Genomic DNA, 21081 nt, shown 5'->3' on the forward strand with positions numbered 1-21081 from the left:
TGACGTCCGTTCGGTGTGATCAGAACCGGTAGGAGACGGACGCCGTTACATTACGCTCGGCGCCGAAGTAGCAGAACTCCAAGCTGTTGTAACAGGAGGCCACGTATTCCTTGTCCAGCAGGTTGTGCACATTGAGCTGGGTACTGACACCTTCCAGGCCCAGCTTGCCGAGGTCATACCCCAACGCCAGGTCCACCAGGGTGTAGTCCGGCACTTTTTCGGTGTTGGCGTCGTCGGCGTAGATATCCGCTGCATAACGAATACCCAGCCCCGCATTGGCGCCATCAAGCACACCGTCGTTAAAGCGATAGCCAGTCCACAGGGTCAGCTGGTGCTCAGGTACCTGGCTGGCGGTGTTGCCCTGGCGATAGGCTTCCGATTTCTCAAAGGTGACATCGGTGTAGGCATAGCCCGCCTGTACGTTCAGGTTGTTGGTGATCTGGGCCTTGGCTTCCAGTTCCACACCCTGGGACTGGATTTCACCTATACCGCGATAGAAAGTGTCCTGGGGCAGCTTGGTGGCCAGGTTTTCCTGTTTGATGCGGAACAGAGACAGGGTGTACTGGTCTAGCGTGCCCGCAGGCTGGTACTTCAGCCCGGTCTCGATCTGCTTGCCTTCGCTGGGATCTAGCAGATCACCGTTTTCATCCGTGAAGGCACTGGGTGAGAACGACGTCGAGTAGGACACGTAGGGAGCAATGCCATTATCGAACAGGTAGAGCAGTCCCGCACGACCGCTGAACTGGGTGTCATCCAGTGTGGCAACAACGCCGGAATCCCGGTTGGTGTTGTCTATTTCCACCCAGTCGTGGCGACCGCCCAGGGTCAGGCGCCAGCCGCCCATGGCCAGTTGATCCTGCAGATACACGCCGGTCTGTTTCTGTTCCCGGAGGTTACGTACCGGCGGGTACATGGCAGTCGGTTCGGCACCGTATTCAGGGTTGAATGCATCAATGTTCGGGAACGCGCCTGACGGCCAGACCACGTCATTTTCACGCTGCTGGTAGTCAACGCCAATCAGCACGGTGTGGTCAACCGGCCCGCTGATCAGCTCGGCCTGCAGCTGGTTATCCACCGTGAGCGCTTCCAGGTCCTCGTCACCGCCCGAGTAAAAGCGGGCCAGCTCGGTATCGTTGGCCCAGCCAAAGGCATACACCTGTTGCAGCTCCACGTCGGATTCCAGATAGCGAACGTTCTGCCGACCGGTCCAGGCGTTGTTGAATTGGTGCTCCAGCTCGTAACCGAGCATGTACATGTCACGGCGGAAACGGTCGTAATCGGGTTCACCCTCGAAGAAGGTATTATCGATTTTCTGGCCGTTGCGGGATTCGACCGTGCCCTCATACGGCAGGCCGCTGTGGTATCCGCCCTCGGGATCTTTCTGGAGATAGGCCAGCAGGGTCAGGCTGGTGTCGTCGGTCATGTCCCAGGTCAGCGACGGGGCGATGGCGCGACGCTCCTCTTCCACATGATCGAACTGAGTATCGGATGCGGACATAATGCCTGTCAGGCGGTAGGCCACCCGCTTTTCTTCATCCATGGGGCCGGTGACATCAAAAGCGATGCTGCGCTGGGCGTTATTGCCAACACTGGCCCGTACTTCTCCACCCTGCTGAAATTCGGGCCGCTTGCTGGTCATGGCGACCAGACCACCCGGTGAGCCCTGACCATAGAGCACCGACGTTGGTCCCTTGACGATTTCGATGCGCTCCAGGAACCAGGGATCAATGGCGAACGAGCTATAGGCGCCGGCATCACTCATAACCTTGAGGCCATCAAGGTAGGTGTTATTGATGCTGCCGTCAGAAAAACCGCGAAGAATCAGGTAGTCATAGCGATTGGAGGCGCCCACCTGGTTCGTGGACACGCCCGGGGTATAATCTGCCGCCCGCTGGACCGTCTTTGCGCCTTTGCGCTCCCATTCCTCGCGATCGATCACGGAAATGGCCTGGGGCGTTTCAACATAGGGTGTTTCGGTTTTGGTTGCACCGCGAGTCGCAATAACGTCCAGCCCTTCCAGTACCGTCGTGTCATTCTGTTGGTCGGTTTCCGAGGCGGATACGGGTGATGTCAGGCCGGCAATAGTCAGGGCCACCGCCAATGGCAGCCTGGAGCGTTGGAACATGGATGAAACCTCAATCGTACATCTGAATTTGGGAATGAGAATTATTCTACTTTAACCTGCACTACAGGTATGGGAAGTGCCGGAACCTGTATGCGGAATGCCAAACAGGTGATTCAGGAGGAACTTAAATCGCTGGGTGAAACACCGAACTGTTTACGGAAGGCTGTCGCAAAGTTGGTGGCATGGCGGTAACCGGCCCGGTGCGCCGACTGCTGTACGGTGTACCCCTCTTCCAGGCAACGCTTGGCGAGTTCCAGGCGACAGCTCCGGAGGTGCTCAAACACCGTCTGGCCATAAACCCGCCGGAACTTATAACGCAGGCTACTGGTGCTCATGGCGGCCCGGTGAGCAAGATCGCCCAGGGAATAGTCCTCGGCTGGCGCATATTCAAGCAGGCTACGTATCGATTCCAGGCGCCGGATATCCTGTCGGGATACCCCGGCGTGCCTCGGCTCCCGGATATCATGACCAGGCAAACCCAGCGCCATCAGCTGCAGGGCAATGCCCTCCAGCAGAAGTTTTCTCTGCAAGTCAGGCAATGAGGTTTCAATATGTTGTTTCAGCACATTGAGCAGGCTTGACGGTACCCGCCAGGAGTAAACCGGTTGCTGCGAGGTGTCCAGCAGCTCGGTCAGGAGCGCATTGTGGGGGCTGGGGCCCGCAAGATGGCGCGAGTCCAGTGCCAGGGTGACGGTTTTCAGGCGCTGGCCCGGCAACTGCACGGCATGGAGCGGGTGGTTCGGACCAAGCTGAAGGCTCAGCGCCATGCCGGGATGCAACTCACTTTGCCAGCCCCCCGCTTCGAGACTGATACGCCCCTGTAATACCACGACGATCAACAGCGGCGAATGCCCCAGCGACAGCGACTCGTAAGGCTGTAACACGTCCAGATCGGAATTGGTCAGCCGGAACCCGGATGGCAGCACGATTTCGTTAACCAGCCCTTTGGCGACTGGCTGGTTAAGCGACCGAGCGCCCAGACCCAACAAGTTGGGAAACTGGTAATCAATGCCGTAATCCCGGCCAAAACTCAGGAAATCATGGGCGGAAAACGGACGATGTGGGGAAGAGCCGTGAAGTTCCGGCAAGGAAATCTGGCCTCCGTTATTAGCGGGTCTTAACGAAGGCCAGAATATCAGGCGCTTTGGACAGCCTCAACAATAATGAGAGCTATTATCATTGTGGGATCATAAAAAGTTGGTAACTATACTTCTCTTCAGCCCCTGTTTTTGAGGACTTGGGTAACCACAAAATGGACTTACCCCGGTCCACAACACGACAGATACTATTTTTGTGCGTCATTCGACCTGCATCACGTCCATAAACGAGAGCCTTTGCATTACGAGATCAAGGTAGTCCGCTTTCATGCCCTCTGGCATGTATGAGGCGTTAATTATCCCGCTCGCCTCTTTACGAACCTTATTTGTCAGCGCGTGAAGTCGTTTCTTAACCGCTTTTTCAGGCATGCCGGCTTTGATTCCGAGCTCCAGGAAATCCGAACCAGCGTAAAAGCCGTTGCCCATGGTTCGGTAATACTTCGGCTCTCCCTCATCAAGCATAGGAAGCGCTAACGGGCTCTCTATGCTTGAGGCCCCGTATAGCGTAGAGGCCAACACATCATAGCAAGGTGTCATTTTGAAGACTGGATCAAACAGGAAGCTGATATTTTTCAGATGATGGTCGTCGTTGCCTACTAAATAGCTGAAGGCAATGCGTTCGAGCAGTTCCGCTGCCACAGCCACACCCGCATGCTCAACGACCAGTTCTACTACCCTCTGATAGCTAGCGGCAGTGTATTTCTGCGACGAATCGGAATTTGTTATGCCCAACGCCTGCATCGCATCTTCCTGATGGATTTTCTCGCCAGTCTCGAAGTCCCGGTCATAGCGCCGGATGACAAAGACCAGGTGCTCGTCTTTTAGTTTCAGCAGGCCGCAAGGAGGTACTGGGAAGCCGACTTTTCTCATCAGGATGAGCGTGGCGTGCTCATTCTCGGCAACGTTCGGGTATTCTTCCGGCGAGGGCTTCATGATGAACTGCCCTCCATGGTCGACAAGCTTCAACTCGCCCTTCTCAATTTTCAGTTGCGCTTTCATCTGCACGCCACTGATGGAGAAACCATGTGTTTTCTTCGGCATTGAGGTCACCAGGTCGCTACGGCTTTCCGCCAGCTCAAGACTCAGCTTATGGCTTCCGAACATTCGATCCAAGCAGTAACCATGGTATGACGATGTAGCTGTCTCTGGCAGAGTTTTAAGGCATATCAAGCAGTTCAATGGTCACGGCTCCAGGGAGATCTTCGCCGTTGTGTACCAGCAGCGAAAAGTTGTCTTCAGGGTCTATGCGTTGTTCTCTGGCCTGTACCCGCTTCAACCAGCCTTCACTTACCAGTCCGCTGAAGAAGGCTGGAAGTCCCTCAGATACAAAAGGTTCTTTTCGCAATGGTAGGCTTAGACTCAACGGAGGCTGACGGAGTTGCAGGTAGCGTTTGTCATACTGGAAAGTAACGGTGCTTCCGCTGCGTTCCAGTATGCCTGCCAGTACTCCATACATCTTCACTTGTGCTCGCATCACACTTCAATCCAAAGCTTGAAATTAAGTACCTTCCCAACGGCCTGAAGGCTCTTAATTGTTGGGTTTCCACCTTTCTCCATAGCTCTAACTGTTGTGCCCGAAACACCAGAGAGGTCGCCCACTTCTCCTGAGCTTAACGTAAGCGAATCCCTGCGAGACTTCATGATGTCTGCCAGTTCAGATACTGGCCTTAAATCCGGTTCATCAGAAGACTCAATTTGTTTCGCCAATGCCTGCAATCGCTGGATTTCTTCATTCAAGGCTTCCAGAAGACCCTGCTTTGATTTCATAACCGGCCCTACTCACTTTACTGATTAAAAACCAATTAATTAACACATTAAAAACAGTATAGTGCTCAGATCCGCCACTGTCATTGTTAAAGTGGTTTTTAGTGGTTAAAAGTGGCTTTTTTTGCACTTTAGTGTGCAGGCGTGTGAAAGTTCGCCGCACTCGACATTCTAGAAGCTCTCCGGGGTTCTACCCTCTTAGTCTGGCTCTTTGTGACCCGGAAACTCGCTTGATCCCCATACGGCCCCGGGTTGATGTGAGGTTCTTTTTCTCCTGAGTTCAAACAGCTGACCGAGGAGCGTGAGGGTGTCACCCCGAAGGGTAAGGCTTTAACCCCGGAGCAGCGCCGGATTCAGGAGTTGGAAGCCCGCTGCAAGGTTCGACGCTTAATGAGCGAGCTTGGGCTGATCTGCAAGCAGCCAGGCCCTCACGCTTACAAGCAGGCCAGCGGTGGAGTTATCTGGCTGTCGTGCTGGATCTGTATGCTTGCCGCGTTGCTGGTTGGGCGATGTCATCCAGTCCGGATGCAGATCTGGTGGTCAAGGCTCTGGCGCTATCGAATGACACAAAGCATGAGCCGACGAGGGAACTGCTGGGACAACGCACCGATGGAGAGACTGTTCCGGAGTCTGAAATCTGAGTGGATACCGGCCTTGGGATATCGGAACCTGCCCGAGGCCAAGAAAGATGTGGGTGGTTATCTAATGGACTACTACGAACGGCAACGACCTCATGCATGCAATGGCGGTATTTCGCCCGTTGCGGCTGAGGAAAACCTTCAAATACTGTCCGGGATTAGTTGACCACTACCCCCTTCGAGGATAGATCTCGTACCGTGAGCCAAGGACGGTAATCTTCACCGCTACCTTTGCCGCGCCCTTCTTTGATCCATTTTTCGGTTTTCTTGTCGAGCTTGTAGCTGGCCATTCCCTATTAATCCCGAGGAAATAGCCTGACTCTGACACATCGGTCATCAGTTACCAGCTTTATTATGAACCCACAATCATCCTTTGGCGGTTACGGTTGTCATTCCACCGTCACACTCTTCGCCAGGTTCCGTGGTTGATCCACATCGGTGCCCTTCAGTACTGCCACATGATAGGACAGCAACTGGAGCGGAATGGTGTAGACGATCGGGGCGGTGATCGGGTGAACCGAGGGCAGTTCCATTACATGGATACCGTCCTGGGGCTTCACGTCGGCGGCCCTGTCGGCGAATACAAACAGTTCACCACCGCGGGCGCGGACTTCTTCCAGGTTGGACTTCAGTTTCTCAACCAGGTCGTTGTTGGGCGCCACTGTAACCACCGGCATTTCACTGTCCACCAACGCCAGCGGGCCGTGCTTGAGCTCACCGGCCGGGTAGGCTTCGGCGTGGATATAGGAGATTTCCTTCAGCTTCAGCGCACCCTCCAGGGCCACCGGGAACTGTGAGCCACGGCCGAGGAACAGGCTGTGGTTCTTGTCCATGAACGCCCGGGACATCTCCGCAATTTCGGCATCCAGCGCCAGTACCTGATCAGCCTGGCCCGGCAACAGGTGAATGGCTTCCACGATCTCTGCTTCGGCGACTTCAGACAGGCCATTGTGACGCGCCAGTGCCAGGGTAAAGATCAGCAATGCCGTCAACTGGGTGGTGAACGCCTTGGTGGAGGCGACACCAATCTCCGGGCCCGCCTGGGTCATGATCACCAGGTCGGATTCCCGTACCAGGGAACTGCCCGGCACGTTGCAAATGGCCAGCGCGGCGCGGAATCCCGCTTGCTTGGCCTGGCGCAGGGCGGCCAGGGTATCCGCGGTTTCACCGGACTGGGATATGCACAGGAACAGGGTGTCGGGCTGAATCACGTGTTTGCGGTAACGGAACTCGGACGCCACCTCAACGGAACAGGGTACGCCGGCCAGTTCCTCGATCCAGTACCGCGCCACCATACCGGCGTGGTAGCTGGTGCCACAGGCAATGATCTGGACATGGCCCACGTTTTCAAGCAGCTTGCCTGCGGAGGTACCCAGAGCCTGCTCGAGAACGTTCGTATTGGTCAGACGGCCTTCCATGGTGGCCTTGATCACCCGCGGCTGCTCATGGATTTCCTTGAGCATGAAGTGGCGGTATTCGCCCTTGTCGGCGGAATCCGCACCATGCTCGAAGCGGGTAACCGGGCGCTCAACGAGGCTGCCGTCGCGGTCATGAATCTCGACCCGGTCACGGCGGATGTCGGCGATATCGCCCTCTTCCAGGAACATGAAACGGTCGGTGACCGGTAGCAGCGCGAGCTGGTCGGAGGCAATGAAGTTCTCGCCAATGCCCACGCCAATGACCAACGGGCTGCCTTCACGACAGACCACCAGGTGGTCGGGCTCATCGGCATGGACCACGGCCAGGGCATAGGCGCCACGAAGGCGACCAATGGCAGATTTAACCGCGTGCTGCAAATTACGCTGCTCACGGTAGTGCTTTTCGATCAGGTGGGCGACCACTTCGGTATCGGTCTGGGAGGTGAACTCGAAACCCTCGGCCCTGAGCTCATCCCGCAGGTCCTGATAGTTCTCGATAATACCATTATGGACTATGGCCAGCCGGTCACCGGACATGTGGGGGTGGGCATTGAGGCGGGACGGTTCACCGTGGGTTGCCCAACGGGTATGGGCAATACCAACGGTGCCTTCCAGGGCATTTGTACCAATGGCGTCCGCCAAAGCAGCGACCTTGCCCACTTCCCGGGCACGCTGCACGGTATTGCCACCATCCATGACCGCCATGCCGGCGGAGTCATATCCCCGGTACTCGAGCCGGCGCAGGCCTTCCAGAAGAATGCCCTGAACCTCACGTTCCGATACCGCACCTACAATGCCACACATGTGTTACTCACCTGTCAGAAAATTCGCTGTGTTACCGGACCGGTCAGGACTTTTTGACCGGCCGGTCCCAGTCTGCAATGTTGCGCTGACGACCACGGGCCACCGCCAGTTCGCGATCAGACACATCACGGGTAATGGTGGAGCCCGCGCCGATGGTGGCGCCTTCGGCAACCGTTACCGGCGCCACCAGGGAGGTATTGGAGCCCACAAAGACACCATCCCCGATCACCGTCTGATGTTTATTCACACCATCATAATTGCAGGTGATGGTTCCTGCACCCACATTCACATTACGACCCAGTGAGGCATCGCCCACATAACTGAGGTGGTTGATCTTGCTGCCCTCGCCGACAACCGCCTTCTTGGTCTCAACGAAGTTGCCCACCTTGGTGTCGTCGGCCAGGCGGGTGCCTGGGCGAAGGCGGGCAAACGGGCCTATCTGCGCGTTGGCGCCAATCTCGGCGCCTTCAATCACCGAATGGGCGTTGATCTGTGCGCCAGCGGCAATTTTCGCATCGCGGATAACGCAGCCCGGACCAATGGAGACGCCGTCCGCCAGTTCCACATCACCTTCAAACACCACGTTGACGTCGATCAGGATGTCGTTGCCAATCGTCAGATTGCCACGAACGTCTACGCGGGCGGGATCGGCGAGCGTGGCGCCTTCTGTCATCAGGCGTTCAGCTTCCCGACGCTGAAACCAGCGTTCCAGTTCCGCCAGTTGCAGACGGTTATTCACCCCCTGCACTTCGAAGGCGTCCTCAGGCTGTGAAACCGTGACCTGCATGCCGTGCTCCACCGCCATGGCGATGATATCGGTCAGGTAGTACTCGCCCTGGGCGTTGCGGTTGGAGAGCTGGGGCAGCCAGTCCTTCAGGCGCCGGGCCGATACCGCCAGGATGCCGGTGTTAACTTCACGGATCTGCTGCTGGGCGTCACTGGCGTCTTTTTGTTCGACGATGGACGTCACCTTGCCCTCGTCGTCGCGGATAATCCGGCCATACCCCTGGGGATTCTCCAGAGTCACCGTCAGCAGGCCCAGGGTGTCGTTATCGATCTGCGACACCAGTGCCTCCAGCGTACCGGCGCCGGTCAACGGTACATCACCGTAGAGCACCAGTACCCTGGCATCATCCGGCAGGTCCGGTAATGCCTGGGCCACCGCGTGGCCGGTTCCCAGCTGTTCCTGCTGCAGCACCCAGTTCACCGGTTGTTCCGTGGTGGCCGCCCTGACCTGATCCGCACCATGGCCGATCACCGCATGAATCTGCTCGGCCTCAAGCTGACGCGCGGTCGCGATGACATGATGGAGCATGGGGCGACCCGCCACGGCGTGAAGGACCTTGGGCAGTGCGGATTTCATTCTCGAACCCTGGCCGGCAGCCAAGATAACGACGTGTAGCGGACTCATAACAACGGAACCCCCGGTCAATGGTCGGGTTGTTTATATAAACGAAAAAACCGCATCCCTGACAGATGGCGGATTTCCCTCCGAATCGGACGATTCGGAAAGAAACCGGCTATCCGCTTCGGGATGCGGCTTCAGATCAGGCGATACCAGACTGACAATCGCTATTAACGAATGTGATTGCGCAGTTTCTGGATGGTGCGCAGCTGGGCGGCGGCTTCCGCCAACTCTGCTGCGGCACGGGAATACTCGAACTCGCCTGTTTTGTTTGCCAGTGCCTTCTCGGCTTCGCGCTGGGCTTCCAGTGCCGCTGCCTCGTCCACATCCTTCGCGCGAACGGCGGTATCGGCCATCAGGGTCACCAGGTTGGGCTGTACTTCCAGGTAACCCCCGGAAACGTACAGCACTTCCTCGGCGCCACCCTGCTTGACGATCCTGACTGCACCGGGCTTCAGGGCCGTTAGCAGCGGAGCGTGGCCGTACTGGATACCCAGTTCACCTTCGGTACCAGTAGCGGTCAGCATCTCCACCAGGCCGGAGAAGATCTTCTCCTCGGCACTAACGACGTCACAATGTACGGTCATAGCCATTTCTTACGCCTCTTGGGTCAGAAAGTGAAGAAAGGAATTACTTACCTTCCTTCGCCTTCATTGCCTTAGCCTTCTCAATCGCTTCTTCGATACCGCCGCACATGTAGAACGCCTGCTCCGGCATATCGTCGTATTCACCATTGAGGATACCCTCGAAGCTGGCGATAGTCTCTTTCAGAGATACGTACTTACCGGGAGAACCGGTGAATACTTCAGCAACGTGGAACGGCTGGGACAGGAAACGCTCGATTTTACGGGCGCGGGATACGATCAGCTTGTCGTCTTCAGACAGCTCGTCCATACCCAGAATCGCAATGATGTCCTTCAGTTCCTTGTAGCGCTGCAGAACGTTCTGCACGCCGCGGGCAACATCGTAGTGCTGATCGCCGATCACCAGCGGATCCAGCTGACGGGAGGTGGAGTCGAGCGGATCGATCGCCGGGTAGATACCCTTTGAGGCGATGTCACGGCTCAGTACCACGGTCGCATCCAGGTGCGAGAAGGTGGTTGCCGGAGACGGGTCAGTCAGGTCATCCGCCGGTACGTAGACCGCCTGGATGGACGTGATGGAACCGGCCTTGGTGGAGGTGATACGCTCCTGCAGCTCACCCATTTCCTGGGCCAGCGTCGGCTGGTAACCTACCGCGGACGGCATACGGCCCAGCAGTGCGGATACCTCGGTACCGGCCAGGGTGTAACGGTAGATGTTGTCCACGAACAACAGTACGTCACGACCTTCGTCCCGGAACTTCTCGGCCATGGTCAGGCCGGTCAGGGCAACACGCAGACGGTTTCCGGGAGGCTCGTTCATCTGCCCGTAAACCATGGCTACCTTGTCCAGTACGTTGGAGTCCTTCATTTCGTAGTAGAAGTCGTTACCTTCACGGGTACGCTCACCTACGCCGGCGAATACGGACAGACCGGAGTGCTCTTTGGCGATGTTGTTGATAAGTTCCATCATGTTAACGGTCTTACCAACACCGGCGCCGCCGAACAGGCCAACTTTACCACCCTTGGCGAACGGGCAGATCAGGTCGATAACCTTGATGCCGGTTTCCAGCAGGTCGGCAGACGCCGCCTGGTCGGCATAGCCCGGGGCCTTGCGGTGAATCGCCCAACGCTCTTCTTCGCCGATCTCGCCCTGTTCGTCGATGGGACGACCCAGAACGTCCATGATACGGCCGAGAGTCTTGGTACCAACAGGCACGGAAATCGGCTTGCCGGTGTTTTCTGCTTTCAGGCCACGCTTGAGGCCTTCGGTGCTGCCCATCGCGATGGTACGTACAATGCCGTCACCCAGCTGCTGCTGGACTTCCAGAGTTGTCTCACCACCTTCAAGCAGCAGTGCGTCATAAACGCCTGGCACGGAGTCACGTGGGAATTCCACGTCGATAACCGCGCCAATGATCTGAACGATGTGTCCGCTACTCATGCTCGGTTCCTCGTTATCTTGATAGTCATTAAAACCAGTAGGATTGTGGGCCGGGTCAAACCGAAGCCGCGCCGCTCACAATCTCCGATATCTCTTGCGTAATGGCTGCCTGACGGGCCTTGTTATAAGCCAGTTGAAGCTCGTCAATGATGCTGCCAGCGTTATCAGTCGCGCTCTTCATGGCAATCATCCGAGCAGCCTGCTCGCAAGCCAGATTCTCTACCACTCCCTGATACACCTGGGATTCGATATAACGTGGTAGCAGCCCATCCAGGATGGGGCGTGCATCGGGCTCGTAGATGTAATCCCACTGGTGACCGACTTCTTCATCTTCGCCTTCAGGCAACGGCAGAAGCTGTTCCGCTTTCGGCTGTTGCGTCATGGTGTTCACGAACTCGTTGCTCACCAGGTACAGGCGGTCAATCTTGCCTGATTCGAATGAGTCGAGCATAACCTTGACGTTACCGATCAGCTGTTCTGCACTGGGGTTGTCGCCCAGATGGGTCAGAGCGGCAACCACGTTTCCGCCATAATTGCGGAAGAATGATGCACCTTTCTGCCCGATGGCACAGAGGTCGGTCTCAACACCTTTGCCTTTCCATTCACGCATTTCACGAACGAGAAGCTTGAACGTGTTGCCGTTCAGGCCACCACAGAGTCCCCGATCGGAGGAAACCACGATGTAACCCACGCGTTTGACGTCACGATCCTGCATGAACGGGTGTCGGTAATCCTGGTTTGCCTTGGCAATGTGCCCGATTACCTGACGCATCTTTTGCGCATACGGGCGAGTCGCCTGCATGCGTTCCTGAGCTTTACGCATTTTACTTGCCGCCACCATTTCCATGGCGGAAGTGATCTTCTGCGTGCTCTTGATGCTTCCGATCTGGTTACGTATTTCTTTTCCGACGGCCATAAGTCACTGCCTTTTCAAGTTAGACACTCATGTAGACCAACGGGCCCGCCGCAGCGGGCCTCGGGCTTACCAGCTTTGAGTGGTCTTGAATTTTTCCAGAGCAGCTTTCAGGCCGGCAGTAATTTCGTCATTGAAATTACCGTCTTCACCGATCTTGTCGAGCAGTTCTTTCTGTTCGGAACGCATCCAGTCCAGCAGTTGCGCTTCGAACTTAACCACACTGTTAACCTCGACATCGTCCAGGAAACCTTCGTTAGCTGCGAACAGTACGGTACCCATTTCCGCGACGGACATCGGGCTGTACTGGTTCTGCTTCATCAGCTCGGTAACGCGCTGACCGTGCTCAAGCTGCTTCCGGGTGGCTTCGTCCAGGTCAGAGGCGAACTGGGCGAACGCCGCCAGTTCACGGTACTGGGCGAGGGCCAGACGGATGTTACCGCCGAGCTTTTTCATGATCTTGGTCTGGGCTGAACCACCTACCCGGGATACGGAGATACCGGCGTTCATCGCCGGACGGATACCGGAGTTGAACAGGTTGGTTTCCAGGAAGATCTGACCGTCAGTAATGGAGATCACGTTGGTCGGTACGAACGCGGATACGTCACCGGCCTGGGTCTCGATGATTGGCAGGGCGGTCAGGGAACCGGTCTTGCCTTTCACTTCACCATTGGTCAGCTGCTCTACGTAGTCAGCGTTCACGCGGGATGCGCGCTCCAGCAGACGTGAGTGCAGGTAGAATACGTCACCCGGGAAGGCTTCACGGCCCGGCGGACGACGCAGCAGCAGGGAGATCTGACGGTAAGCGACGGCCTGCTTGGACAGGTCATCGTAAATGATCAGGGCGTCTTCACCACGGTCACGGAAGTACTCACCCATGGAGGTACCGGAGTACGGGGCGAGGAACTGCATAGAGGCCGGGTCAGCGGCACCGGCAGCAACCACGATGGTGTGGTCCATGGCGCCGTGCTCTTCCAGCTTGCGGACAACCGCGGCGATGGAAGACTGCTTCTGGCCAACGGCAACGTAGATACACTTGATGCCGGTGTTCTTCTGGTTGATGATCGCGTCGATCGCAACCGCAGTCTTACCGATCTGACGGTCACCGATGATCAGCTCACGCTGACCACGACCGATCGGAACCATGGTATCGATCGCTTTCAGACCGGTCTGTACCGGCTCATCAACGGATTGACGGGCGATAACGCCCGGTGCAACCTTCTCGACCGGAGAGGTCTGGGAAGTGCCCAGCTCGCCCTTGCCGTCAATCGGGTTACCCAGACCGTCGACTACACGACCCATCAGCTCCGGACCAACCGGAACTTCCAGGATACGACCGGTACAACGAACTTTCTGGCCTTCAGCCAGATCTTCGTAGTCACCCAGTACAACCGCACCAACAGAATCGCGCTCCAGGTTCAGCGCCATGCCGTAAGTGCCGTTGGCAAATTCAATCATCTCACCGTACATAACGTCGGCAAGACCGTGGATCAGTACGATACCGTCGGAAACGGAGAGAATCGTACCTTCGTTCTTAGCATCGGAAGAGATATCGAGCTTTTCGATTCTCTTCTTGATGATGTCACTGATCTCGGATGGATTCAGTTGCTGCATGCCTTTGTCCTCAAACCTTGTGCTGAAATCAGGAGCCCAGAGACTTGGCCATCTTGGCCAGCTTGCCTCGGACTGAAGCGTCGATAACCAGGTCACCCGTGTTTACTACTGCACCGCCGATCAGGGACTGATCCACTGCGGTTTCCAGGGTCACCTTGCGCTCCAGCTTTTTGGACAGCGCGTCGATTAGCTGCTGCTGTTGTTCCGCGGTCATTTCAAACGCCGTGCTCACCTGAAGGTTTACAGTGCGTTCAAGATCCGCACGGTACAGGTTGAACAGGGCTGAAACTTCCGGCAGCAGGACCAGACGCTTGCTTTCAGCAAGAATCAACAGGAAGTTTCTGAGTGCTTCAGGCAGCGGCTCTTCAAAACAGTCAGCGAAGAGTTCCGCCTTGCGTTGCTCAGACAGGCCGGGATTGGCCAGGATGTTCTTTACCTCTTGGTCAGCCGCAACCTGAGCGGCGAAAGCCAGAGCCTGATCCCAGAGATCAACGGCGTTCTGGTCTTGCGCGGCACCAAAAACGGCTTTCGCGTAGGGTCGGGCTAACGTTGTCAGTTCTGCCATGATGACCCTCTTTTAGAGTTCTGCGGCCAGCTTTTCCAGCATCTCGCTGTGAGCTTTGGCGTCTACAGAGGTTTCCAGAATCTTCTCGGCACCGGCAACGGCAAGTGCTGCCACTTCTGCTCTCAGTGCGTCGCGAGCCTGAATACGCTCCTGTTGAATTTCCGCCCTGGCCTGCTCAATAAGCCGATCGCCTTCCTTGCGGGCATCGTCTTTGGACGCCTCGACAATCTGGGCGGCACGCTTGTTGGCCTGGTCAATCAGGGCTGCAGCTTCTTCTTTCGCCTTGTGCAGTTCCTTGGAGGCTTTCTCCTGCGCAAGTTCCAGATCGAGGGATGCCCGATCTGCGGCAGAAAGGCCGTCGGCAATTTTCTTCTGGCGCGCTTCCATGGCCGCGGTAATCGGCGGCCATACATATTTGACGCAGAACCAGACGAAAATAGCGAAGGCAATCGATTGCCCTATCAACGTAAGGTTTATATTCACGGCAATATACCTCTTGCTATTCGTTGCGTCCTGGTGTCCGGAAAATCGGGCGCGACCTCAATTCAGTGAAGCGGCGCCCGCATCTTACGGCTGATTAACCAGCAACAACGAAGATCAGGTACATCGCGATACCAACGCCGATCATCGGAACCGCGTCAAGCAGACCAGCCATGATGAATGTCTTGGTTTGCAGCTGGTTAGCCATTTCCGGCTGACGTGCAGTGGACTCGAGCAGCTTGCCACCCAGCAGGCCGAAGCCGATGCCAGTAGCCAGAGCGCCCAGACCGATGATGATCGCTGCTGCAATAAATACCATTTCCATTGAAGACTCCTCAGTTTTCTCAGATAGTTAAGGGTTTGTGTTTTAAAGCGTTTTAATCAGTGATCTTCGTGCGCCGCGCTGAGATATACCACAGTCAGCGTTGTAAAGATAAAGGCCTGCAGCGTAATTACCAAAAGATGGAAGATGGCCCAGGGTACGTTCAGCGTCCATTGGGCCCACAGCGGCAGCAGCGCAATCAGGATAAATATGACCTCACCGGCGTACATGTTGCCGAACAGACGCAATGCCAGACTGATCGGTTTAACGATGAGTACCAGCACTTCCAGGAACAGGTTGAACGGTATCAGCAGCCAGTGGTTAAAGGGCTGCATGGACAGTTCCTTGGCGAAGCCGCCGATGCCTTTCACTTTCAGGCTGTAGAAGATAATCAGCAGGAACACGCCGAGGGAGATACCGAAGGTACCATTGGGATCGGTGGTCGGCACGATCTTGAAGTATTCCAGTCCCATCGCGTGGGCAATGGTGGGGATGTAGTCGACCGGGATCAGCTTCAGGGTGTTCATCAGCAGGATCCAGACGAAGACCGTCAGTGCCAGCGGCGCAATCAGCGGATTGCGGGCGTGGAAACCGTCTCTCACCACGCCCTGGATAAATTCAACGGTCATCTCCACCACGTTCTGCAGGCCAGTTGGTACGCCGGTGGTTGCACGCTTGGCCGCAAAGCGGAACAAGCCGAGGAAGAGAATACCCATGAACAGGGACCAGCCCAGGGTGTCTACGTGAAACGCCATGAAGCCCATGTCCGAAGCTTCCTGGGCAGTTCGTGCGAACGTCCAGGTGGCTTCATCGACAAGGGTACCGTCCGCGCGCTCGTAGCCTTCCGGGAGTTTGCCGTAGGTGAGGTTCGTTAGGTGGTGCTTTATATACTCTACTGGGGTATCAGCTGCCATACTGCTCTCGTCCAGTCATCGCTGTGGTTGCGGCCGGATGAGGAAGCGCAACACTGCACTCATCACAACCATCACAGCAAAAGTGAATAACAGAGCCGGTACATGTACTGGCTCCATTAAGATGAAAACGGCCGCAAAAAACACTGCGGTAAGGGCGATCTTGATGCTTTCCGCCCGGAACATGTTTCCCACCATCAGGTGCGCCTGTCGGGCGCCTTCAAACCGGTACATCCGGTGGGCAAAATACGCGTTTGGTATGACAAATATAAGACCGCCTACGAAAGCGGAATACCCGGCCAAACGACTTTCTATAGTCCACAACAGGCTCAGAATGACGATAACGGTAAACTCAATGGCCAACCATCGGGCCAGAGGTAAGCGGGTGATTCGTGATCGGTTATTGCTCATACCACCTGCTGTCATTCCAAGCGCGCGAAATTATATGTGTTAACCGAGAGGTGTTCAACAGAACCGATGGGAAAATTTGGTGGAAAAATAACCAGAACTCTCGCCAGATCACAGCAACTTCACACAAGTTGTGCTTTCTAACCATCACAATCACGACATGTGGTGGTTTAAGGCTCAGACGGTACTTTGGGATGAAATGTCACAAACCTTAACGGATGTGGCCCAAAATCCCATCCAGTTCGTCCAGGGAGCTGTATTCGATCACCAGTTTGCCCTTGCCTCTCTGGCCATGATCAATAGATACCCGGGCACCCAGGCGCTCGGCAAGATCGTCCTGCAGCGCGCGGATGTTCGGATCCACTTCGCCCCGGGGCTTCTTGCGATCCGGCGTTTCCTGCTGCACGCGGCGAACCAGCGCCTCAGTCTGACGAACCGACAGCGATTTGGCCACCACCTGTTTCGCCACCTGCATCTGCTGTTCCGGCTGCAGTGTCAGCATGGCGCGGCCATGGCCCATCTCCAGATCACCGTGTTCCAGCATCAGGCGGACGTCTTCGGTCAGACCGATCAGGCGCAACAGGTTGGTGATGGTGGTGCGGCTTTTACCCACCGCTTCCGCCACCTGGGCCTGGGTCAGGCCGAATTCGTCCTGCAGCCGCTGCAGGGCAAACGCTTCTTCAACGGGGTTGAGGTTTTCGCGCTGGATGTTCTCGATCAGCGCCATGGCGATGGCGGCTTCGTCCGGCACATCACGGATGATGGCGGGAATGCTGTCCAACTCGGCCATCTGGGTGGCCCGCCAGCGACGTTCACCAGCGATCAGCTCGTAGCGGCCCTCGGCAATCGGGCGGATAACGACCGGCTGCATGACACCCTGCTGACGTATGGAATCGGCCAGTTCCTGCAGGGCGGCCGGATCCATATCACGGCGGGGCTGGAAACGGCCACGCTGAATCAGGTCAATCGGCACCTCGCGGAGTTCACCGTCGTGGTCATGGAGCTCCTGATCCAGATTGACCCTGGAACCCTGTAGCAGGGCGCCCAGCCCGCGCTCACCCAGTCCTCGTTTCTTCGCCGCCATGGTGTCTGTCATTCTTCCCGGTGAAAATCAGTGTGCAAAGGAGAGGTAGTCTACACGGCAACGGCCGTGGATGTCTTTTGCGCTTTGTGGCGACGGACCATTTCTCCGGCCAATGCCAGGTACGCCACAGCCCCTTTGGAGGCACGATCATATTTCAGCGCCGGCACGCCATAACTGGGCGCTTCCGCCAGGCGCACATTGCGGGGAATCACCGCCCGGTAGACCTTGTCACCGAAATACTCGCTGAGCTGACCAGACACATCCAGGGTCAGGCTGTTGCGGGGATCGTACATGGTACGCAGGATACCCTCGATCTGCAGATTGGGATTCACTGTTTCCTGAATCTGCTCGACGGTGTTCATCAATGCCGCCAGCCCCTCCAGGGCGTAGTACTCACACTGCATGGGAATCAACACGGTGTCCGCAGCGGACAGGGCGTTGACGGTCAGCAGACTGAGGGACGGCGGGCAGTCGATCAGGATGTAATCGTAGTTGTCACGAACGGTATTGAGGGCCAGGCGCAGGCGGTGTTCGCGACCGATCTCGTTCATCAGTTCCACTTCCGCGGCGGTCAGGTCGCCATTGGCGGGCAACAGATCAAAACCGGAGGCTTCGGCCAGGAAGGTCACTTCGGCGGCAGTGGCGCGCTTGGTCAGCATGTCATAGCCCGACAGTTCCAGGGCATTTTTATCCACACCACTGCCCATGGTGGCGTTGCCCTGGGGATCCATATCCACCAGCAATACCCGGCGCTTGGTCGCAGCCAGGGAGGCGGCAAGGTTCACGCAGGTGGTGGTTTTACCCACACCGCCTTTCTGATTGGTCACTGCAATCACGCGCGCCATGTCTTGCCTCCTTGATACTGGATTACTGGGGTTGCCCCGCCCGGTCGATCACCAGCAGGTGCCGTTCGCCGTCTGAGGCGGGTACGTGCAACGGATGGCGGGATTTTACCTGCCATCCTGCCGGAAGCGCAGCTACTTCATCATCCGGAAACTGGCCTTTCATGGCAAGGAACTCACCATCATCTGCCAATAAATCCCCGCACCAGGTCACCAGGTTCTCCAGCGCGGTAAAGGCCCGGCTGCTGACCTGGCTGAACCGGAGGTCGGGATCGCAGCTTTCGGCGCGGCCGTGAATGATCTCGACATTCTCCAGACCCAGTTCCAGCACGCACTGGGTCAGGAACCGGGTTTTCTTGCTGTTGCTGTCGAGCAGGGTAAACCGCTTGTCCGGCAGGGCAATGGCCAGGGGAATACCAGGCAGGCCACCGCCGGCGCCCACGTCCAGCAGATGCTCCGCGGTCACAAATGACAGGATGCTGAGGCTGTCCAGCAGCTGGCGTGACACCATGTCCCGGGGATCACGCACCGCCGTGAGATTGTAGGCGCGGTTCCACTTGTTCAACAACGCCAGAAAGGCCAGCAGTTGCTGCTGCTGGTGTGCGTTGAGGTCAAGCCCCATGTCCGCCAGCCCGTCCTCGAGCTGGCGCTGCCAGAGTGCGTCACTCATAAGCGCGGATCAGGCCGTCTGCTTGCGCAACAGGTCGCGCTTTTTCAGGTGCACCAGCAACTGGGATACCGCCGCCGGCGTCACGCCCTGGATGCGCGAGGCCTGGGCCACGGTTTCCGGCCGTACGGTCTTGAGCTTCTGCTTGATCTCGTTGGACAGGCCGCCAATAGCATCGTAGTCCAGATCCACCGGCAACGCAGTGTTCTCGTTGCGGCGCAGGCGCTCGATCTCGTCGGTCTGACGGGAAATATACCCTTCGTACTTGATCTCGATTTCCACCTGGTCGGCCACCACCGGGTCCTCCGCCTGAGCCGCGCCGATGTCGGCCACGTGCTTGTAGGCAATCTCGGGACGACGCAGCAGTTCCGCCAGCGACTGGTCGCGGCTCATCGGCTGTTTAAGGAACCCGTTGGCGCGTTCGCCGGCGTCCGTATTCGGATGAATGCGGGTGGATTCCAGGCGACTGCGCTCGGTGGCAATGGCTTCACGCTTGTCGTTGAACTTCTGCCAGCGGTCGTCATCCACCAGACCCAGCTTGCGGCCGGTTTCGGTCAGGCGCAGGTCGGCGTTATCTTCCCGCAGGATCAGCCGGTATTCGGCACGGCTGGTGAACATGCGGTAGGGCTCGGAGGTACCCATGGTAATCAGGTCGTCCACCAGTACACCCAGATAGGCCTCATCGCGGCGCGGATACCATTCGTCCTTGTCCTGGGCTTTCAGCGCGGCGTTGATGCCTGCCAGCAGGCCCTGGGCGCCGGCCTCTTCATAACCGGTGGTGCCATTGATCTGGCCGGCAAAATACAGGCCCTGGATAAACTTGGTTTCCAGGGTATGACGCAAATCCTGGGGGTTCAGGAAGTCATACTCGATGGCGTAACCGGGCCGGGTAATATGGGCATTCTCGAACCCCGGGATGGAACGCACCGCCGCCAGCTGGATATCAAACGGCAGGCTGGTGGAAATACCGTTGGGGTAGAGCTCGTTGGTGGTCAGCCCTTCCGGCTCCACAAAGATCTGGTGGGAGTTCTTGTCGGCAAAACGGTTGACCTTGTCCTCGATGGACGGGCAGTAACGTGGACCAATACCCTCGATATTGCCGGCAAACATCGGCGAACGGTCAAAGCCGCTGCGGATGATGTCGTGAGTCTGTTCGGTGGTACGGGTGACGTAACAGCACACCTGCTCGGGATGCTGGGCACGGCTGCCGATGAACGACATGACCGGGGTGGGATCATCCCCCCACTGTTCCTGCATCACCGAGAAATCCACAGAGCGGGCGTCGATCCGTGGCGGGGTGCCGGTCTTCAGGCGACCAACGTTGAACGGCAGCTCCCGCAGGCGCTTGGCCAGGGCGTTGGCCGGTGCATCGCCGGCACGACCACCGGAATGCTGCTGCATGCCGATGTGGATAACCCCACCCAGGAATGTACCGGTGGTCAGCACCACCGTCCGGGCATTAAAGCGGATACCGGTCTGGGTGACTACGCCGGTGACCTGATCGTTTTCCACAATCAGGTCGTCCGCCGCCTGCTGAAACAGCGTCAGGTTGGGCTGGTTTTCCAAGGTATGACGGATGGCCGCCTTGTACAGCACCCGATCCGCCTGGGCACGGGTCGCACGAACCGCAGGCCCTTTGCGGCTGTTCAGCACGCGGAACTGGATACCGGCCTGATCCGTGGCCTCGGCCATGGCGCCGCCCAGGGCGTCGATTTCCTTGACCAGATGACTCTTGCCAATGCCACCAATGGCCGGATTGCAAGACATCTGCCCCAGGGTCTCAATGTTGTGAGTCAGCAGCAGGGTTTGCGAACCCATGCGTGCGGCCGCCAGCGCGGCCTCGGTACCGGCATGGCCACCACCAATGACAATGACATCGAAACGGCTCGGAAAATCCACAGTTCACCTCGGAAATCGGGGGATAAAAACAGGGCGGGGAGTATAACGCCTTGCCCCGGAAAATGCAGTCAGAATGTGCAAATTTTAACCAGAGCGGCCA

General features: G+C 57.1%; 21 protein-coding genes and 1 pseudogene. 1 reads left to right on the forward strand and 21 read right to left on the reverse strand.

Going from position 1 to position 21081, the window contains the following annotated elements:
* Positions 1-19: 19 nt before the first annotated feature.
* From ACJO3M_RS11985 to ACJO3M_RS12005, 5 genes are all read right to left on the reverse strand, one after another.
* On the reverse strand, positions 20-2125 hold the full coding sequence (locus tag ACJO3M_RS11985) for a TonB-dependent siderophore receptor (RefSeq protein WP_407001596.1): 2106 nt from the start codon (positions 2123-2125) through the stop codon (positions 20-22).
* Positions 2126-2238: 113 nt separating this feature from the next.
* Entirely contained in the window at positions 2239-3213 is a 975-nt protein-coding gene (locus ACJO3M_RS11990) for a helix-turn-helix transcriptional regulator (RefSeq protein ID WP_407001597.1), read from the reverse strand.
* Positions 3214-3423: 210 nt separating this feature from the next.
* Positions 3424-4263 carry a type II toxin-antitoxin system HipA family toxin gene (locus ACJO3M_RS11995; RefSeq protein WP_407001598.1) on the reverse strand — a complete coding sequence of 280 codons (840 nt, stop codon included), beginning with the start codon at positions 4261-4263 and terminating at the stop codon, positions 3424-3426.
* Between the two features lie 115 nt (positions 4264-4378).
* Entirely contained in the window at positions 4379-4696 is a 318-nt protein-coding gene (locus ACJO3M_RS12000; RefSeq protein ID WP_407001717.1) for a HipA N-terminal domain-containing protein, read from the reverse strand.
* Positions 4696-4989 carry a helix-turn-helix domain-containing protein gene (locus ACJO3M_RS12005; protein ID WP_407001599.1) on the reverse strand — a complete coding sequence of 98 codons (294 nt, stop codon included), beginning with the start codon at positions 4987-4989 and terminating at the stop codon, positions 4696-4698. Before ACJO3M_RS12005 ends, ACJO3M_RS12000 begins: the two co-directional genes overlap by 1 nt.
* A gap of 440 nt (positions 4990-5429) precedes the next feature.
* Between ACJO3M_RS12005 and ACJO3M_RS12010 the strand changes: the two are divergent.
* A pseudogene (locus ACJO3M_RS12010) lies at positions 5430-5790 on the forward strand (integrase core domain-containing protein); the annotation flags it as partial.
* Here ACJO3M_RS12010 and ACJO3M_RS12015 read toward each other — a convergent pair.
* The 16 genes from ACJO3M_RS12015 to mnmG form a co-directional block, all read right to left on the reverse strand.
* A complete protein-coding gene (locus ACJO3M_RS12015) occupies positions 5783-5914 on the reverse strand; it encodes a hypothetical protein (protein ID WP_407001600.1) in 132 nt (43 codons plus the stop codon). The pseudogene ACJO3M_RS12010 and the gene ACJO3M_RS12015 sit on opposite strands and share 8 nt — an antisense overlap.
* Before the next feature lie 99 nt (positions 5915-6013).
* On the reverse strand, positions 6014-7846 hold the full coding sequence (gene glmS / locus ACJO3M_RS12020; protein ID WP_407001601.1) for a glutamine--fructose-6-phosphate transaminase (isomerizing): 1833 nt from the start codon (positions 7844-7846) through the stop codon (positions 6014-6016).
* A gap of 43 nt (positions 7847-7889) precedes the next feature.
* The gene (gene glmU / locus ACJO3M_RS12025; RefSeq protein WP_407001602.1) at positions 7890-9257 is read right to left on the reverse strand and encodes a bifunctional UDP-N-acetylglucosamine diphosphorylase/glucosamine-1-phosphate N-acetyltransferase GlmU; all 1368 of its coding nucleotides are present in this window, start codon (positions 9255-9257) and stop codon (positions 7890-7892) included.
* Positions 9258-9421: 164 nt separating this feature from the next.
* Complete coding sequence (locus ACJO3M_RS12030; RefSeq protein WP_406988743.1) at positions 9422-9844, reverse strand: F0F1 ATP synthase subunit epsilon; 423 nt, start codon at positions 9842-9844, stop codon at positions 9422-9424.
* Between the two features lie 37 nt (positions 9845-9881).
* Positions 9882-11276, reverse strand: coding sequence for a F0F1 ATP synthase subunit beta (gene atpD, locus ACJO3M_RS12035; RefSeq protein WP_407001603.1), 1395 nt, complete (start codon positions 11274-11276; stop codon positions 9882-9884).
* 55 nt (positions 11277-11331) lie between these two features.
* Positions 11332-12192 (reverse strand): F0F1 ATP synthase subunit gamma, encoded by an 861-nt coding sequence (gene atpG, locus ACJO3M_RS12040; protein ID WP_407001604.1) that lies wholly within the window; start codon positions 12190-12192, stop codon positions 11332-11334.
* Between the two features lie 66 nt (positions 12193-12258).
* Entirely contained in the window at positions 12259-13803 is a 1545-nt protein-coding gene (gene atpA, locus ACJO3M_RS12045) for a F0F1 ATP synthase subunit alpha (RefSeq protein ID WP_407001605.1), read from the reverse strand.
* Between the two features lie 28 nt (positions 13804-13831).
* Entirely contained in the window at positions 13832-14368 is a 537-nt protein-coding gene (locus ACJO3M_RS12050; RefSeq protein ID WP_407001606.1) for a F0F1 ATP synthase subunit delta, read from the reverse strand.
* A 12-nt stretch (positions 14369-14380) separates the two neighbouring features.
* Positions 14381-14851 carry a F0F1 ATP synthase subunit B gene (locus ACJO3M_RS12055; RefSeq protein WP_406988749.1) on the reverse strand — a complete coding sequence of 157 codons (471 nt, stop codon included), beginning with the start codon at positions 14849-14851 and terminating at the stop codon, positions 14381-14383.
* Between the two features lie 94 nt (positions 14852-14945).
* Positions 14946-15173, reverse strand: coding sequence for a F0F1 ATP synthase subunit C (atpE, locus tag ACJO3M_RS12060; RefSeq protein ID WP_203299202.1), 228 nt, complete (start codon positions 15171-15173; stop codon positions 14946-14948).
* Between the two features lie 56 nt (positions 15174-15229).
* Positions 15230-16084, reverse strand: a complete 855-nt coding sequence (gene atpB / locus ACJO3M_RS12065) for a F0F1 ATP synthase subunit A (protein ID WP_406988751.1) — start codon at positions 16082-16084, stop codon at positions 15230-15232.
* Between the two features lie 15 nt (positions 16085-16099).
* Positions 16100-16492, reverse strand: a complete 393-nt coding sequence (locus ACJO3M_RS12070; RefSeq protein ID WP_407001607.1) for an ATP synthase subunit I — start codon at positions 16490-16492, stop codon at positions 16100-16102.
* Between the two features lie 208 nt (positions 16493-16700).
* Positions 16701-17573 (reverse strand): ParB/RepB/Spo0J family partition protein, encoded by an 873-nt coding sequence (locus ACJO3M_RS12075; RefSeq protein WP_407001718.1) that lies wholly within the window; start codon positions 17571-17573, stop codon positions 16701-16703.
* 50 nt (positions 17574-17623) lie between these two features.
* Positions 17624-18418, reverse strand: a complete 795-nt coding sequence (locus ACJO3M_RS12080; RefSeq protein WP_406988756.1) for a ParA family protein — start codon at positions 18416-18418, stop codon at positions 17624-17626.
* A 22-nt stretch (positions 18419-18440) separates the two neighbouring features.
* A complete protein-coding gene (gene rsmG / locus ACJO3M_RS12085) occupies positions 18441-19085 on the reverse strand; it encodes a 16S rRNA (guanine(527)-N(7))-methyltransferase RsmG (RefSeq protein WP_407001608.1) in 645 nt (214 codons plus the stop codon).
* A gap of 9 nt (positions 19086-19094) precedes the next feature.
* Positions 19095-20981 (reverse strand): tRNA uridine-5-carboxymethylaminomethyl(34) synthesis enzyme MnmG, encoded by a 1887-nt coding sequence (gene mnmG, locus ACJO3M_RS12090; protein WP_407001609.1) that lies wholly within the window; start codon positions 20979-20981, stop codon positions 19095-19097.
* Positions 20982-21081: the final 100 nt, after the last annotated feature.

Origin of the sequence: Marinobacter alkalisoli (genome assembly GCF_045449795.1) — a bacterium.
Taxonomy (GTDB): Bacteria; Pseudomonadota; Gammaproteobacteria; order Pseudomonadales; family Oleiphilaceae; genus Marinobacter.

Excerpts from the sequence above, each read along its gene's own strand:
- ACJO3M_RS11985 (WP_407001596.1), bottom strand. The coding sequence starts at position 2,125 with ATGTTCCAACGCTCCAGGCTGCCATTGGCGGTGGCCCTGACTATTGCC.
- ACJO3M_RS11995 (WP_407001598.1), bottom strand. The coding sequence starts at position 4,263 with ATGCCGAAGAAAACACATGGTTTCTCCATCAGTGGCGTGCAGATGAAA.
- ACJO3M_RS12000 (WP_407001717.1), bottom strand. The coding sequence starts at position 4,696 with ATGCGAGCACAAGTGAAGATGTATGGAGTACTGGCAGGCATACTGGAA.
- ACJO3M_RS12005 (WP_407001599.1), bottom strand. The coding sequence starts at position 4,989 with ATGAAATCAAAGCAGGGTCTTCTGGAAGCCTTGAATGAAGAAATCCAG.
- ACJO3M_RS12015 (WP_407001600.1), bottom strand. The coding sequence starts at position 5,914 with ATGGCCAGCTACAAGCTCGACAAGAAAACCGAAAAATGGATCAAAGAA.
- glmS (WP_407001601.1), bottom strand. The coding sequence starts at position 7,846 with ATGTGTGGCATTGTAGGTGCGGTATCGGAACGTGAGGTTCAGGGCATT.
- glmU (WP_407001602.1), bottom strand. The coding sequence starts at position 9,257 with ATGAGTCCGCTACACGTCGTTATCTTGGCTGCCGGCCAGGGTTCGAGA.
- ACJO3M_RS12030 (WP_406988743.1), bottom strand. The coding sequence starts at position 9,844 with ATGGCTATGACCGTACATTGTGACGTCGTTAGTGCCGAGGAGAAGATC.
- atpD (WP_407001603.1), bottom strand. The coding sequence starts at position 11,276 with ATGAGTAGCGGACACATCGTTCAGATCATTGGCGCGGTTATCGACGTG.
- atpG (WP_407001604.1), bottom strand. The coding sequence starts at position 12,192 with ATGGCCGTCGGAAAAGAAATACGTAACCAGATCGGAAGCATCAAGAGC.
- atpA (WP_407001605.1), bottom strand. The coding sequence starts at position 13,803 with ATGCAGCAACTGAATCCATCCGAGATCAGTGACATCATCAAGAAGAGA.
- ACJO3M_RS12050 (WP_407001606.1), bottom strand. The coding sequence starts at position 14,368 with ATGGCAGAACTGACAACGTTAGCCCGACCCTACGCGAAAGCCGTTTTT.
- atpE (WP_203299202.1), bottom strand. The coding sequence starts at position 15,173 with ATGGAAATGGTATTTATTGCAGCAGCGATCATCATCGGTCTGGGCGCT.
- atpB (WP_406988751.1), bottom strand. The coding sequence starts at position 16,084 with ATGGCAGCTGATACCCCAGTAGAGTATATAAAGCACCACCTAACGAAC.
- ACJO3M_RS12070 (WP_407001607.1), bottom strand. The coding sequence starts at position 16,492 with ATGAGCAATAACCGATCACGAATCACCCGCTTACCTCTGGCCCGATGG.
- ACJO3M_RS12075 (WP_407001718.1), bottom strand. The coding sequence starts at position 17,573 with ATGGCGGCGAAGAAACGAGGACTGGGTGAGCGCGGGCTGGGCGCCCTG.
- ACJO3M_RS12080 (WP_406988756.1), bottom strand. The coding sequence starts at position 18,418 with ATGGCGCGCGTGATTGCAGTGACCAATCAGAAAGGCGGTGTGGGTAAA.
- rsmG (WP_407001608.1), bottom strand. The coding sequence starts at position 19,085 with ATGAGTGACGCACTCTGGCAGCGCCAGCTCGAGGACGGGCTGGCGGAC.